The sequence below is a fragment of the Amycolatopsis sp. NPDC004368 genome, assembly GCF_053602515.1.
In genome coordinates, this window is the sequence record NZ_JBSGDT010000005.1 from 184,308 (window position 1) to 197,994 (window position 13,687).

The 13,687-nt window shown below is 70.1% G+C and carries 20 protein-coding genes; 16 read left to right on the plus strand and 4 right to left on the minus strand.

Annotated elements, in window-relative coordinates; genetic code table 11:
• The first annotated feature begins 8 nt into the window (after positions 1 to 8).
• Genes ACWEOE_RS10940 through ACWEOE_RS10980 form a run of 9 tightly spaced genes read left to right on the plus strand, consistent with a single transcriptional unit; the run spans position 9 to position 5,157 of the window.
• Positions 9 to 365 carry a hypothetical protein gene (locus tag ACWEOE_RS10940; RefSeq protein ID WP_452006989.1) on the plus strand — a complete coding sequence of 119 codons (357 nt, stop codon included), beginning with the start codon at positions 9 to 11 and terminating at the stop codon, positions 363 to 365.
• A 12-nt stretch (positions 366 to 377) separates the two neighbouring features.
• Complete coding sequence (locus tag ACWEOE_RS10945) at positions 378 to 776, plus strand: hypothetical protein (RefSeq protein WP_452006991.1); 399 nt, start codon at positions 378 to 380, stop codon at positions 774 to 776.
• Positions 773 to 1,051, plus strand: coding sequence for a hypothetical protein (locus ACWEOE_RS10950; RefSeq protein ID WP_452006993.1), 279 nt, complete (start codon positions 773 to 775; stop codon positions 1,049 to 1,051). Before ACWEOE_RS10945 ends, ACWEOE_RS10950 begins: the two co-directional genes overlap by 4 nt.
• Positions 1,048 to 1,749, plus strand: coding sequence for a hypothetical protein (locus ACWEOE_RS10955; RefSeq protein WP_452006995.1), 702 nt, complete (start codon positions 1,048 to 1,050; stop codon positions 1,747 to 1,749). The genes ACWEOE_RS10950 and ACWEOE_RS10955 overlap by 4 nt, the downstream gene beginning before the upstream one ends.
• 22 nt (positions 1,750 to 1,771) lie before the next feature.
• Entirely contained in the window at positions 1,772 to 2,674 is a 903-nt protein-coding gene (locus ACWEOE_RS10960) for an N-acetylmuramoyl-L-alanine amidase (protein WP_452006997.1), read from the plus strand.
• Positions 2,671 to 3,075: a hypothetical protein gene (locus tag ACWEOE_RS10965; protein ID WP_452006999.1), complete on the plus strand. Its 405-nt coding sequence runs from the start codon at positions 2,671 to 2,673 to the stop codon at positions 3,073 to 3,075. The genes ACWEOE_RS10960 and ACWEOE_RS10965 overlap by 4 nt, the downstream gene beginning before the upstream one ends.
• Positions 3,076 to 3,078: 3 nt before the next feature.
• Positions 3,079 to 3,537: a hypothetical protein gene (locus tag ACWEOE_RS10970; RefSeq protein WP_452007001.1), complete on the plus strand. Its 459-nt coding sequence runs from the start codon at positions 3,079 to 3,081 to the stop codon at positions 3,535 to 3,537.
• 1 nt (position 3,538) lies between these two features.
• Positions 3,539 to 4,828 carry a LamG-like jellyroll fold domain-containing protein gene (locus tag ACWEOE_RS10975; protein WP_452007003.1) on the plus strand — a complete coding sequence of 430 codons (1,290 nt, stop codon included), beginning with the start codon at positions 3,539 to 3,541 and terminating at the stop codon, positions 4,826 to 4,828.
• Positions 4,825 to 5,157 (plus strand): hypothetical protein, encoded by a 333-nt coding sequence (locus ACWEOE_RS10980; protein ID WP_452007005.1) that lies wholly within the window; start codon positions 4,825 to 4,827, stop codon positions 5,155 to 5,157. Before ACWEOE_RS10975 ends, ACWEOE_RS10980 begins: the two co-directional genes overlap by 4 nt.
• A 61-nt stretch (positions 5,158 to 5,218) precedes the next feature.
• Here the strand turns inward: ACWEOE_RS10980 and ACWEOE_RS10985 are convergent, their stop codons facing one another.
• The 3 genes from ACWEOE_RS10985 to ACWEOE_RS10995 form a co-directional block, all read right to left on the minus strand.
• Entirely contained in the window at positions 5,219 to 5,401 is a 183-nt protein-coding gene (locus tag ACWEOE_RS10985) for a hypothetical protein (protein ID WP_452007007.1), read from the minus strand.
• A gap of 592 nt (positions 5,402 to 5,993) precedes the next feature.
• The gene (locus tag ACWEOE_RS10990; protein WP_452007009.1) at positions 5,994 to 6,305 is read right to left on the minus strand and encodes a hypothetical protein; all 312 of its coding nucleotides are present in this window, start codon (positions 6,303 to 6,305) and stop codon (positions 5,994 to 5,996) included.
• Positions 6,302 to 6,508 carry a hypothetical protein gene (locus ACWEOE_RS10995; protein WP_452007011.1) on the minus strand — a complete coding sequence of 69 codons (207 nt, stop codon included), beginning with the start codon at positions 6,506 to 6,508 and terminating at the stop codon, positions 6,302 to 6,304. Before ACWEOE_RS10995 ends, ACWEOE_RS10990 begins: the two co-directional genes overlap by 4 nt.
• Positions 6,509 to 6,674: 166 nt before the next feature.
• Here ACWEOE_RS10995 and ACWEOE_RS11000 point away from each other — a divergent pair, with 166 nt between their 5' ends.
• The 7 genes from ACWEOE_RS11000 to ACWEOE_RS11030 all read left to right on the plus strand — a co-directional run bounded on the left by ACWEOE_RS11000 (position 6,675) and on the right by ACWEOE_RS11030 (position 12,646).
• Complete coding sequence (locus ACWEOE_RS11000) at positions 6,675 to 7,559, plus strand: helix-turn-helix domain-containing protein (RefSeq protein ID WP_452007013.1); 885 nt, start codon at positions 6,675 to 6,677, stop codon at positions 7,557 to 7,559.
• Positions 7,556 to 7,741, plus strand: coding sequence for a DUF397 domain-containing protein (locus ACWEOE_RS11005; RefSeq protein WP_452007015.1), 186 nt, complete (start codon positions 7,556 to 7,558; stop codon positions 7,739 to 7,741). The genes ACWEOE_RS11000 and ACWEOE_RS11005 overlap by 4 nt, the downstream gene beginning before the upstream one ends.
• 75 nt (positions 7,742 to 7,816) lie before the next feature.
• A complete protein-coding gene (locus ACWEOE_RS11010) occupies positions 7,817 to 9,322 on the plus strand; it encodes a YifB family Mg chelatase-like AAA ATPase (protein ID WP_452007016.1) in 1,506 nt (501 codons plus the stop codon).
• On the plus strand, positions 9,319 to 9,462 hold the full coding sequence (locus tag ACWEOE_RS11015) for a hypothetical protein (RefSeq protein ID WP_452007018.1): 144 nt from the start codon (positions 9,319 to 9,321) through the stop codon (positions 9,460 to 9,462). The genes ACWEOE_RS11010 and ACWEOE_RS11015 overlap by 4 nt, the downstream gene beginning before the upstream one ends.
• Complete coding sequence (gene dprA, locus ACWEOE_RS11020; RefSeq protein WP_452007020.1) at positions 9,459 to 10,628, plus strand: DNA-processing protein DprA; 1,170 nt, start codon at positions 9,459 to 9,461, stop codon at positions 10,626 to 10,628. Before ACWEOE_RS11015 ends, dprA begins: the two co-directional genes overlap by 4 nt.
• A gap of 58 nt (positions 10,629 to 10,686) precedes the next feature.
• Positions 10,687 to 11,688: a tyrosine recombinase XerC gene (locus ACWEOE_RS11025; RefSeq protein WP_452007022.1), complete on the plus strand. Its 1,002-nt coding sequence runs from the start codon at positions 10,687 to 10,689 to the stop codon at positions 11,686 to 11,688.
• 109 nt (positions 11,689 to 11,797) lie between these two features.
• The gene (locus ACWEOE_RS11030) at positions 11,798 to 12,646 is read left to right on the plus strand and encodes a FliA/WhiG family RNA polymerase sigma factor (RefSeq protein WP_452007024.1); all 849 of its coding nucleotides are present in this window, start codon (positions 11,798 to 11,800) and stop codon (positions 12,644 to 12,646) included.
• Positions 12,647 to 12,649: 3 nt separating this feature from the next.
• On the opposite strand, the gene ACWEOE_RS11035 is transcribed toward ACWEOE_RS11030, so the two are convergent.
• Complete coding sequence (locus ACWEOE_RS11035; RefSeq protein ID WP_452007242.1) at positions 12,650 to 13,087, minus strand: murein hydrolase activator EnvC family protein; 438 nt, start codon at positions 13,085 to 13,087, stop codon at positions 12,650 to 12,652.
• Positions 13,088 to 13,687: the final 600 nt, after the last annotated feature.

Here is a 13,687-nt window from a genome sequence, read left to right on the forward strand (position 1 = left end):
GGGGCACCATGACCGCGCTGGGAGATCACGCGATCGCCGAGCTCGACCACGAGGGCATCACTGACCCGATGCGCGCCGCGATCGTCACGATCGTCGGAACCTACGCCGAGCTCACCGAAGCCGACATCGACACCGCCAAGGGCATCGTCGAGCTACTGCTGCAGTTCAAGGCCCTCGGCCCGCTCACCAACGACCCGGCCGAGTGGCAGTCCCGCACGGATGTCGTCAGCGGCCAGCAGGTGTGGCAGAGCAAACGCTGGCCCGACGCCTGGACCTACGACGTCACGTTCTCCTCGTACTTCCTGCTCTCGGCGCACAACTCCGGCGGATCACCCACGTTCCCCACGGAGCCCGCCGAGTCCTGAAAGGACGGCACGATGAAGCTTGACCATGTTCACCGGCGGGCTTTATCGAGACTGCTGGGGGGAATGCATGTCGCGCTCGGGGTCCTGTGGGTCGGCCCCTGGCACGGCGCACCTGCGGCGGGACGCATCTCGCCGGTTCAGACCTTCAATGAGCTGGTGCCGTGGGCGCCGCTGTTCTTCGCCGTCGCCATCGCCCTGCTCGGATGCTCGTACGCGAAGCGCTCGATGGTGATCCCGCACGCGCTCGGCTGTGTGCTGATGGGTGTGTTCGCTTCGCTCGCCACCCTGGCAGCGCTGCCCGTGTTCGGACAGTCGTTCGGGTCGCTGGTGACCCCAGTCATGGCGTTGAGCCTTGCTGGAGTCCACTTCCTGATGCAGAGAAGCTACGTCATGGTGGGGGTGAGCTCGTGACCCCAGAGCTGATGACCGCGCTGTTCGCCGGTGGTTCCGGGTTCCTGATGGCGCTGGGGGCGTTCATCAACGGCTGGCGCTCGAAGCGGGCGCAGGGCGACGAGACCGAAGAGAAGCGGCTCAAGGTCTACGACAAGTGGTCGCCGAAGGTGATCCGGTGGGCAGCCACCGTGACACAGCTGTGGGCCCAGCACGGCCCCCAGGACATCGAACTGCCCGAGTTCCCCGAGCTCCCTGAGGTTCCCGAGCCGAAGCCGCGAAGGATTCGCGCATGAACCTGACCAAGCCTCTGACCGCAGGCGCCGCGCTCCTCACCGCGGTGGCGGTGTTCTTCCTCGGAGTGTCCGCCGGCGACGCACGCACTGAGCTGACCGCTACGCAGCCGGTGGTCGCGGCCGGCAAGCAGCTTGCACAGCAGACCGAGCAGTGCGTAGGGGGCTCGATGTCCACCGACTCCGCGCAGTGCCGCCAGGCAGCCCAGAAGGCCGCGGAAGTGAAGGCGGCCCCCGAGCCCGCTGCCGCGACGGTGGTGACCGCGCCACGGCGCAGCGACGCCGAGGTGATGGCGCTCATCGAGCAGACCATCCGCGAGAACCCGAGCCTGCTCCCGAAGGGCGAGGACGGCAAACCCTACGTGCTCACCGACGCAGACAAGGCGGAACTGGTGGCGCTGGTCCGCGGTGAGATCCCGGACCCGAAGGACGGCAAAGACGCGGTCGTCGACTACGACAAGATCGTGACAGCTGTGCTCGCGCTCATCCCCACGCCGAAGGACGGCATCACGCCGCCGTGTATGAGCACCGACGCCAAGTGCCAAGGCGCCGCCGGCAAAGACGGGCGAGGGGTGTCGCACACCGAGTTCCGGTGGACCAGCCCGGACACGTGCGCGGTGGTGCTGACCTACACCGACGGGTCTGCGGAGCAGTTCAACGCGAGCCCCGAACTGTGCGACCCGGCCGCACGTCCGTCGTAGACAGAGAGGAAACCCGGAAACCATGGCAGGAAGTTCCAGCCGTGGCGGTGCTCGTGTCCTGTGGGTCACGGTGCACACCGCTGAAGGCATTCGCAAGGCCTCCGATCTGCAGGCCTTCTTCAACCGCTCCACCGATTCCAGCGCGCACGCGGTCGCCGACGACAACACCCTGTTGGACAACCTCGTGCCCTACGACCGTGCCGCGTGGACGCTGCGCAACGGCAACCCGAAGTCCGACAACCTGGAGCTGTGCGGCTTCGCGTCGTGGAGCCGCGACGAGTGGCTCACGGAACATCAGGGCATGCTGCGCAACGCGGCGAACTGGATCCGCAGCCGCTGCACGGCGCGCGGCATCCCGATCACCAAGCTTTCCGCGGCCGACGTCCACGCGGGCAAGGCAGGCGTGATCGGCCACGTGGACTACACCAACGGCACCGGCGACGGCACCCACTGGGACCCGGGCCCCGGTTTCCCGTGGGACGTCGTCATCAGCATGGCCTCCGGCGCGGTCGCCGGTGGCGGAGGATCCGCGGGCGGCGGCACCGTCCCCAGCACCACCACAACCCGGGAGGAAAGCATGGCGGAGTTCACGAAGACCAGCGGGAAGCCGCGCAACATCACGGTCGGCGTGCCCGACTGGGCCCGCGGCACGAAGAAGGGCCTCGTCGTCGAACAGGGCTGGGTGTCCAGCTACTGGAACGTGCTCAAGTTCATCGGCCCCTCGCCCGCGGCCGGCTCGAACATCGTCAAGGTCGTGTTCGCGCGAAACGCCACGTCCGGCCCGTTCCAGGTGGCCCCCGCGCGGCCGTGGGAAATCGACGTCCCGGCCGGCGCCGTCGCAGTGGAAGCCGAGTACACGATGGACGACCACCCGGACGTCGAGGTCACCGGCTCGCTGACCTTCGTCGGCGGTGACGCCCTGTGAACGCCATCGGGAAAGCCATCGCCCAGCTCGCAGCCACCGTGCTCGCCGCCGTCGTGCCGCTCCTGATCGACGGGTCGCTGTCCAACCTCGAGGTCCTCAACCTCATCCTGCTTGCCGCCAGCAGCGCGCTCGTGGCGGTCGTGCCGAACCTGTCGGCCGGCACCGCGAAGTACGCCAAGGGCATCGTCGCCGTGGTCCTCGCCGTCGGCACACTCCTGACGACGTTCCTCACCGCCGGTACCGCGATCGGCACCGGGGAGATCATTCAGCTTGTCCTCGCCGCTCTCGGCGCTGTGGGTGTGATTGGGCTCCCCGCCAAGCAGTTCCCCGCCGTCCCCGTGCGCGGACTCGACCCGCTTTACGCCGAAGACGTCAACCGCAACGTTCCCCCGAAGGAGTAGGCCGTGGCCGACTTCGTGTTCAACATCGCCAAGGGCAAGATCGCGTACTACGCCGGGCTGCCCGCCACCAACGACGCCCTCGTCGCGGTGCTGCTGCAGAGCACCAACCTCGAGGCCGACAGCACGCTGAAGGACTACGACAACCTCAGCGCGCTGCTGGCCGGCGCGAGCGACGAGCTCACGGCCACGAACTACGCGCGCAAGACGCTGTCCGGCGTCACGTCCACGGTTGACGACACCAACGACCGGGTCGACATCACCGCCTCGGCGTGGACCTGGTCGACGCTCGGCGGCGCGAGCAACCAGGCGGTCGGGAAGATGGTCATCTGCTACGACCCGGACACCACCGGCGGCACCGACGCCGATCTCGTGCCGCTGTGCGCGTTCGACCAGTCGTTCACCACCAGCGGCGTCGACGAGACGTTCACCCCGCAGTCCCCGGGCTTCCTCCGGGCGGCGTGACGTGGCGCTGCTCGCCGCGTATGGCTTCGGCGCCGGCAGCGGCTCCACAGTCACCGACGACTCCGGCAACGGCCGCACGCTGACGATCGGCAGCGCCTCGTGGACCGCCAGCGGCCACACGGGGCCCGGCCTGACCAACACCGCTGCCAGCTCACCCGGTGCCACCGCGACCGTTCCCGCGGTAACTGGCACCGGGTGCACCCTCATGGCGTGGGTCAAACCGCTCGACCTCACCACGAACACAACGCACTTCATCTGCGGCGTGGTGAAGTCCGACGGCTCCGGGCAAACCGACTACGCGATCTTCACCCAGCGCGGAGACTTCGGTACAGCCAACCGCGTCCAAGGCGACATCCGCGTCGGTGGCCTCGTGGCGGTCAATGGCACGGCCGGGCTCACGCTCAACAACTGGGCCCACGTGGCGCTCACGTTCGACGGCGCGAACATGAAGCTGTACGTCAACGGGTCGCTCGTCACCACGGTCGCGAACGCCGGCACGCTCGCGAACAGCACCTCGTTCTACGTGGCCGGCGCGCACGCCTCGGCTGGTTTGGACACGGACGTCGTGGTCGACGACGTCCGGTACTACAACGAGGCCCTCGACGCCACGGCCATCGGCACGGCGATGAACACGCCCGTCGGCGCATCCGGGCACACGGTGGGGCAGGTCACCGAGACCGACAGCACCACCGCTCCGGTGCGCTCGCGATCCCGCGCGGTCGCGAGAGCAACCGAGACGGACAGCGCGGCCCGGCTCGCGCGCGGCCGCGCGGTAAACCAGGCAGCCGAGACGGACGTGTCCATCGTGCCGTTGCGGAGCCGAGCTCACCTGATGGGGCGCGTCTCCGAAGCTGACAGTGTGCTGGCGTTCAATCGGTCACGCTCGACCACGCTGACCCGCGCGACCGAGACCAACCAGGGCACGGCGCCCGCGCGCGGGACGGCACACCCCATCGACCGCATCGACGAGCTTGACATCACGCGGCCGCTGGCCCGCGGCCGTTCCGCCCCGCGGCTCACGGAAACCGACAGCGTGGTGGCGCCCGCGCGCGGCACCGTACGGCTGCTGAGCCGGATCGGTGTCACGGACAGCTCGGTAGCGCTCGCGCGAGGGCAATCGCTCGCCCGCGTCGCCACCATCGCCACCGCGCATGCGCCTGCGCGCACCAGCTCGGGCGGCGAGCCGGTGGTTACCGCGTCCGCGCCGCGGCTGACGATCGTGCCCAACCGCGCCACCCTCACCGCCCACGCCAACACCGGGACGCTGACCATCCAGGGGGGAACCACGTGACCAGCCGCATGAAGCAGCACGACCTCGAACCCCCACTCACCCTGATCGCCGAGGACGCCGCCGGCGTGGCCGACCTGGGCGGGGTCGAGTCGTGGCGGATCATCGGCAAACTCAACGGGGTCCTCGTCATCGACGGACCACCCGACTCGTTCGAAGTCGACCCTGACAACCCAGCGAAGGTGACCCTTACCCGAGCCTGGCAGGCCGGCGAGACCTCGGCACTCGGCGACATGCGGGTCGAGGCCGAGGCGATGTGGCCGGGTGACCGGCCCCAGACGTTCCCCGCTGGCGAACCGAAGATCATCCGCTTCGGCCCCGACCTCGGCTGACCACGGACCACACGAAAGAGGGCCCCCGCGCTACGTGCGCGGGGGCCCTCTTTCGTCGTGCTCAGTGCTGAAGCGTGAACGTGCAGTGGTTGACCCGAACGTACTCGCCCTTCTTGGCGGTGAACTGCATCAGCCCACCGTGGGTCGCGATGTCGTTGGTGATGATGTCCATCGGGTCGTCACTGTTGAGCCGCGCCCAGTACCCATATCCTTGGCAGTCGCCCTTGTAGGTCCCGGGGAGCATATCCACGCCCACCTTGAGCACGCCGCCGCTGACCACGCTCACCGGGCCGGTCGGCTCCGCTGGCGCTCTCGACGATGTCGTCGGAGGCTGGTGTACTGGCGCCGCGGGTGCGGACGCGGACGTAGTCGGCATGTGCGTGGCTGCCGTCTGCGCTGCACGCTTGGCGGCGGTGCCGATGGCAGATCCGATGAGAACCACGAAGAAGACGAGAAACAGAACTCCGAGCCCACCCAGGGCCCATGGCCACACTGGCTTCCTTTTCGGCGGTGCGGGCGGCATGTGTTGTTGGTATGGGTTTGGCTGCGTGTACATCGTCGTTTCCCCTCGTGGCGTTCGCTCTGATGACTCGCGTTGATCAAGCCTGGTGTTACAAGCACCGCGCCCCGACAACGGGAGTCGGGGCGCGGGCCCTGTACCCGCCCCAGTTCCTACTCACGGGTACAGCTTGGAAACCCAGTCGGCGCGGTGTCGGGGGAAAGACCGCGCCGACCGGGCGATCAGGGGGTGTCGTCGTCAGGTTCGATGGCGGTGTCGACGATGAGGCCGTCGACGTCCTCGGTGACTTCGGTGCCGTCGTCGCGGCACCAGACGCTCACCATGCCCTCCGGCGACGGACGATCGGCCGGCGGCGGAAGCATCGCGGGCAGTCGTGAGTGTGGTCGCGGTCCTCGCCGAGGTTGCGGCTCAGTTCGCCGGCGAACGCCCAAGCTGTGGGGACGGATGTCGATGCTGCTCGGGCGCATTCCGGGGCCACCATCTGGTGGCCGTGGCTGTTCATGTGCTGCACCGAGAACGCGTGGTTGCGGCCGTCTTTCGACCAGGTGTGGGTGGTGGTGTGTTCCGGGCCGAACGCGAACTCGTAGAGCCGTGGCTCGGTCGAAGGCCTGCTCAGGGTCTCCATCATGGTTCCTGGCGGCGCGCGCGGCGGATGAGGTCGAGTTGAGCGTGCTGCAGGTTCACGGTTACGGCCGCCGCGGTGTCGAAGGCGTCGGGGTCGGCGATCACGGCGCTGGGGCCGCCGTCGACGCTGAGGGCGACAACTTCGATGCCGCGCTGGTCGAGAGTGATCCCCGTGGTTACGTCGATCGGACGGCCGGTGGTGTCCACCGTCCGGACGGTGCGTTCGTTGCGCCATCCTCGTGTCATCAGCCTCGCCCCGAGCCCGGTTGTTTCCGCCTGTTTCAACCTGTTTCCGGTGTGAGTATCGGAGCGGAAACAGCCCGCCCGCAATGCCCCAAGCGAGTGATGCTGGTCTGATCCATGCCTTCACCTGGTGCTGGCGGTGGCCGTGTCTATGCTCTGTTACATGGCCGGAAACACACCGAAGGCGAAGGCGATCGGCGCTGACCTCCGCAAGGCGCGCGGGACCGTGACTCAGCGGGATCTCGCTGCGCGGGTCGGGTGGAACCACCTCAAGATCCACCGCGCTGAGACCGGCGAACGGCCACTGTCCGCGGAGGACCTGTCGACGTTGCTGATCGCGCTCGAGGTTCCGCTTGCGGTCGCGACCAAACTGATGGCCATGACGAACAACGTCGAGGACAGCGTCTGGAACGCGTCCGGCTCGACCGAGCAGCAGCGGCAACTCGACGCGCTGCTCGGGCTCGAGGCCGACGCTGTCGAGATCGTTTCCGTGTCCCCGCTGCTCGTCCCCGGCGCGCTACAGGCCCCGGAGTACACCCGTCTGATCATGAAGCAGGCTGGCGTCCCCGACGCAGAAATCCCGCGCCGCGTCGCCGAGCGGCAAGGCCGGCGGTCTGCGTCGATCCTGCGCCGCGTCAACCCGCCGAAGTTCACTGCCTACGTCGACGAGGGTGTGTTTCGCCGGACCCTCGGTGACCGGGACATCCTCAACCACCAGCTGGAGCTTCTGCTGGAGCTTGGCGCGCTCGACAACGTCGACATCAAGGCGATCCCGTTCGACGCTGGCTGGAGCGCGGAACTGGAGGGGCCGTTTAGCGTGCTCCGCAGCTCCGACTCGACGGTCATCCACCGCGAAGACCGCATGGCCGGCCTGATGCTCCACGACCCAGACCAGGTGCAGGTCTACATGGACGCTCTTCCGAGACTGGAAGAGGTGGCGATGAGCCCCGCGCGCACCGCGGAGCTCATCGCGAAGGCGAAGTCCCCATCATCCGAGGAGGAGACGACAACGTGACCGTACCCGACCGACCCCGCATCTGGCGGAAGTCGAGTCGCAGCTCCAACACCGACAACTGTGTCGAGGTCGCGCTCGGTCGAGACGAGACCGGGGTGCGCGACAGCAAGGACCCAGACGGCGGGCAGTTGACGCTGTCGCCGGTGTCGTTGCGGGCGCTGCTCGACGCGATCCAGAGGTAAGACGGCGACGCCCCGGCACACCCCAGTCGTGCCGGGGCATCGCCTTGCCGCTCAGGGCTTTTAAATCCCCGTGAGTTGTCGTACGAGTGGTCGGTCGCTCTGCTCGGCATCGAAGGCCGCGTGATCGAAATCGAAGCCGACCTCGGCGGCGGCCTCAGCCGGGTGACCTTGGTCGGCCTCCCGGACGCCGGCCTGCGCGAGGCGAAGGACCGCGTGCGCTCGGCCGTGCGCAACTCCGGCCAGCCCTGGCCCGACGGCAAGATCACCCTCGGCCTGTCGCCCGCCAACCTCCCCAAGGTCGGCTCCGGCTACGACCTCGGTATCGCCGCCGCCGTCCTCGCCGCGAACGGCGCCGTCCCGGCCACCAAGCTGCTGCGCACCATCCTCCTGGGCGAACTCGCCCTCGACGGGCGCATCCGCCCGGTCCGCGGCGTGCTCCCCGGCCTCCTCGCCGCCCGCGCCGCCGGCTACGAGCGCGCCGTCGTCCCCACCGAGTCCCTCTTCGAAGCCGCCCTCGTCGACGGCCTGGAAGTCGCGGGCGTCTCGCGGCTGGCCGACCTCGTCGCCTGGCTCAAGGGCGAAGGCGACCTCGAAACCGGCCCCGATCCCGTCACCGCCGAACCACCGGACGTGCCGGACCTCGCCGACGTGGTGGGCCAACCCGAAGCTCGCTGGGCCCTCGAAGTCGCGGCCGCGGGCGGGCATCACTTGCTGCTGACAGGCCCACCCGGCGTCGGCAAAAGCATGCTCGCCAGACGCCTCCCCGGCATCCTGCCGCCTCTTTCGAAGGAGGAGTCACTGCAGGTCACGGCTGTCCACTCGCTCGACGGCTCTCTGTCGAAGTCGTCGCCGCTCGTCACGGCCCCACCGTTTGTGGCTCCTCACCATTCGATCACTGTCGCTGCACTCGTCGGAGGTGGCAGTGGCATTGCGAGTCCAGGTGCGATCAGCCGCGCTCATCGCGGCGTCCTCTTCTTGGACGAGGTCTGCGAATTCGGCGCACAACGCCTCGACTCGCTGCGCACTGTCCTGGAGGAAGGCGAGGTGCGTATCGCCCGAGTCAAGGGTTCGGTTCGGTATCCGGCACGGTTCCAGCTCGTCCTGGCGACGAACCCGTGTCCCTGCGCCCCACCGCGCGAAGTGGATTGCACGTGCTCGCCGGTAGTCCGGCGCCGGTACCTCGGCCGTATCTCCGGACCTCTGCTCGACCGCGTCGACCTCCGGGTGAAGCTCCGTCCGCTCACCGCGATCTCCGCGCACCAATCCGCAACACCGGAGCCCTCCGCGGCCGTCCGCGCCCGAGTTCTGGCTGCCCGAGGCCGAGCGGCCGAGCGATGGCAAGCCCACGGCTGGCGGGCCAACGCCGAGGTCCCGGGTCCGGCGTTGCGGCGCGAGTACCTGCTGCCCTCCGCGACGACCGCGCTCCTCGACCGCGCGCTGGACCGAGGTGCTCTCTCCGCTCGAGGTGCGGACCGCTGTCTCCGAATCGCGTGGACGCTCGCCGACCTGTCCGACACACCCAGCCCGACTCCCGACCACGTGGCAGCTGCTCTCGACTTCCGTGAAAGGACCGCCGCATGACCCGCTCCCGAATGAAACTCGCCGTGAAACGCCACTTGCACGTCGTGCCCGCACTGCCACGCGAACTCGACCCCGCCCACGTCCGCGCCATCCTCGCCCCGCGGCGCCTCTCCCTCGTCAGACCGAGAGGTGCCGCGTGACCGCCCTGCCCGTCGAGCAGCCCACCGACGACCTGCGCCGAGCCCGCGCCTACCTCCTCCGCGTCGCCGAGCCGCCCGCGCCGGCGTTGGGTGCGTTCGTCGGGGAGTGCGGGCCGGTCGAAGCGGCGGCGCGTGTGCGAAGCGGAGACTGCCCCGAAAAGGTCCGCCGGGAAACCGCCGCGCGGCGGGAGGTCGACCTGGCCGAGCAGGACCTCGAAGCGGCGGCGAAGGCCCACATCCGCCTGGTCGTGCCGGAAGACGAGGAGTGGCCCGCGTGGCCGTTGCTTTCGCTGGCGGTCGCGAGCGGCCGGGGCGTCGAGAACGTCGCGGCGCCGCTCGCGTTGTGGGTGCGGGGTGACGCGAGCCTGGCGCAGGCGGCCGATCGTGCGGTCGCCGTCGTGGGCGCGCGGCTCGCGACGAACTACGGCGAGCACAACGCCGCCGAGGTCGCCCACGGGCTCGCCACCCGCGGCGTGCCGGTGTTCTCCGGCGCGGCCCTCGGCATCGACGGCGCCGCCCACCGGGGTGCGCTCAGCGCGGGCGGTGTCACCGTCGCGGTGCTGGGCTGCGCCGCCGACGTCGGGTATCCCGCCGGCCACATCGATCTGCTGAACCGCATCGCCGGCAACGGCGGTGCCGTCGTCAGCGAGTACGCCCCGGGCACGCCACCCGCGAGGCACCGCTTCCTCGTCCGCAACCGCCTGATCGCCGGCCTCACCGACGGCACCGTCGTGATCGAAGCCGGCATCCGCAGCGGCGCGCGCAACACCGCCACCACCGCGGGCGCCCTCGGCAAAGTCGTGATGGCCCTGCCGGGACCCGCGCAGTCCGGCAACTCCGCCGGCTGCCACGCCCTGATCCGCGACTGCAAAGCCACCCTCGTCACCTCCGTCGACGAGGTCCTCGACACCGTCGGACGCTTCGGCCCCGCCTCGGAGCCCGAGAAACCGCGGCCGCGCCGGCCCACCGACGTCCTCGCCCCCGAGGCCCTCCGCGTGTACGAAGCGCTCCTGCCCCGGGCCGGCCGCTCGACCGACCAGGTCGCCGCGGCCTCGGGCGTGCCGGTCGATCGGGTCAGAGCCCTGCTGCCCGAGCTGGAACTCGACGGCTTCACCGTCCGCGGCGACACCGGCTGGCGCCGCATCACCCGCGCGGCGCCACGGTGAGCAACGCACGGCGTGGCGATGCTTGACCTCGGGCGGTGGTTCGCGCAGCGTGATGAGCATGTCGTCAGCGAGCCGGGACGCGGCCCCCCGGGGAGCCGGGCGGAGGAACGGGCCGCCGCGGGTGGATCTGCGGGCGGTGCGAGAGGCGTTGCCCGCGGCGGAGCGCGCGCTGGTGACCGAGTACGAGCGGCACCTGACGCTGGAGCGCGGGCTGTCGCCGCACACGGTGCGGGCGTACGTGGGCGATGTGGTGTCGCTGTTGGGGTTCGTGACCGAGGCGGAGGACAGGCAGGTCGCCGATCTCGACATCGGTTTGCTGCGCGCGTGGCTCGCGGGGCAGCGCACCGACGGCGCCGGCCGCACGACCCTGGCGCGTCGGGCGGCGGCCGCGCGCACGTTCACGGCGTGGGCGCACCGCCAGGGCGCCCTGCGCACCGACCCGGGCGGGCGGCTCGCGGCGCCGAGGGCGCACCGGACGTTGCCGGGGGTGCTGCGGGCCGACCAGGCGGGCGAGCTGATGCACGCGGCCGCGAAAGGAGCCGAGCAGCGGGATCCGGTTGCGCTGCGTGACCGTGCCGTCGTCGAGTTGCTCTACGCGAGTGGCATCCGGGTGTCGGAGCTGTGTGGTCTGGACGTCGGCGCGGTCGATTTCGAGCGGCGTGTCGTCTCGGTGATCGGGAAAGGGGACAAGGAGCGGACGGTCCCGTTCGGCGTTCCGGCGGCCGAAGCGCTGGCCGCGTGGCTCGAGGCGGGGCGTCCGGAACTGGCCGCCGCGAAGTCGGAAAACGCCCTCTTCCTGGGGGTTCGTGGCAACCGGCTCGACCCGCGGGCGGCGCGGCGCGTGGTGCACGAGGCCGTGGCGGCGGTACCCGGTGCCCTCGACATGGGGCCACACGGACTACGCCACTCGGCGGCGACCCATCTGTTGGAAGGAGGTGCCGATCTCAGGAGCGTTCAGGAACTGCTCGGTCACGCTACGCTTGCCACGACCCAGCTCTACACTCACGTGACCGTCGATCGGCTGAAGGCGATCCATGACCGAGCACACCCCCGGGCCTGACGGGGCCGGTGGCGGCTCGGCCGGAAAAGCCGAGGCCGAACCGCCGGCGCACGCGCATCCGCACGAGCACGGAGACCATACTGAGCCTCATGCCGAGAACGACCGTGCAATGACCTCCACGCCGCAAGTCACGGACGCCGGGGTGAGCACCGCCGCCGGCGAGGGCGCCGTCAGTGACGACGGGCGTCCCGGTCATGACGTCGACGCGGGCATCCAGGCCTTGTGGCAGCAGTTCGCCGACAAGCCGGACCAGACGTCACGCGACCGGTTGGTGCTGCACTACGCCCCGCTGGTGAAGTACGTCGCCGGCCGGGTCGGCACCGGGCTGCCGACGCACGTCGACGTCGGCGACCTCGTGCAGTCCGGCATCTTCGGCCTGGTCGACGCCATCGAGAAGTTCGAACCCGCGCGCGGCCTGCGCTTCGAGACCTACGCGATGCAACGCATCCGCGGCGCTATCCTCGACGACCTGCGCTCCCAGGACTGGGTGCCCCGCGCCGTGCGCAGCAAGGCGAAGGAAGCCGAGCGCGCCCTCGAACGCCTCGGCGCGCGCCTGCACCGCACCCCCACCGACGCCGAGCTGGCCACCGAGCTCGACATCGGCCTCGATGACCTGCGCGACTTCTACGGCCAGCTCCAGCTCACCAGCGTCGTCGCCCTCGAAGACCTCGTCGCAGCCGGCAAGGACAGCGGCTCCCTCGTCGACACCCTCCCCGACGACGGCGCCGTCGACCCCGTCGCCGTCCTCGTCGACCAGGACAACCGCCGCCAGCTCGCGGAAGCCATCGCCCAGCTCACCGAGCGCGACAAGATCGTCGTCAGCCTCTACTACTTCGAAAGCCTCACCCTCGCCGAGATCGGCAAGGTCCTGGGTGTCACCGAGTCCCGCGTGAGCCAGCTCCACACCCGCGCCGTGATGCGGCTGCGCGCCAAGCTGGTGGAGCAGCCCACCGCTTGAGCCTCAGCGCCCGTCGTCCCACGGTTTCAGCCGCACCCGCCCCGGCACCCCGACGAGCGCCAGCGGATCGAGGTACTCCTCTCCTCTCCTGGCACCCCAATGCAGACACGCCATCACCGGACACCCGGGATGCCCCGCGGCGACGGTGCCCAGCGGCTGACCGCGATAGACCTGGTCCCCGGTGGCGACGCCCGGAACAACGGGCAGGTAGGTCGTCCGCAGCCCTCCGTCGTGGTCCACCGCGACGACACCCCGCCCCCCGACCTCACCCGCGAAGATCACCACGCCCATGTCGGCCGCGAGCACCTCCTGCCCCACGGTGGCCTCGAGGTCCACGCCCCGGTGGCCCGGCCCGAACGCGGTCGCGGGCGGCTCGAAGAACCGCGCCACCTTGGGCTTCGGCGCGAGCGGCCACGCCAGCCGCCCCGCCTGCGCGCCCAGTCCCGACGACGGCGGCGAACCAACCGACGGCGGAGCAGCAGGCCACGAGGATGCACCGGGCGACGGCGGAGCACTCGACGCCGGCGGCCCAGGCGCGTCCGACGACGGCGGCGCACCCGCCGCCGAAGCACTCGGCGGCGCACTGACCGACGGCGCACTGACCGACGGCGCACTGACCGACGGCGCACTGACCGACGGCGATGCGGCCAGTGCCTGCCCCGCCCATGCACCCGGCAGCGCGGCAACCACCACCAGCACCGCCGCCATCACCAGCCGAGTCCGCGCCGCACCTCGCCGCAGCACCTCACCCCACCGCACCCACCGCGATGGCTCCGGTCGCCGATGGCGACCCCGCCGAACAGACCGGCCACACTCGACAGACCGGGAAACCTCCGAAAAACCGGAAAGAGCGACCCCACCCCTCACCACAACCCCCACCCAGCTCACCGAACGACCCAAGATCGACATCACCCTCGGATCATCACCCACCCCCCGACCGACACCCCGCCAACAAGCCGAGTTGTCCACAGACCCGCCGACTTGTGGACAACTCCGCCGGTCACGACGGCTGCCGGTGGGAGCGACCCTGGTGACAGGGGG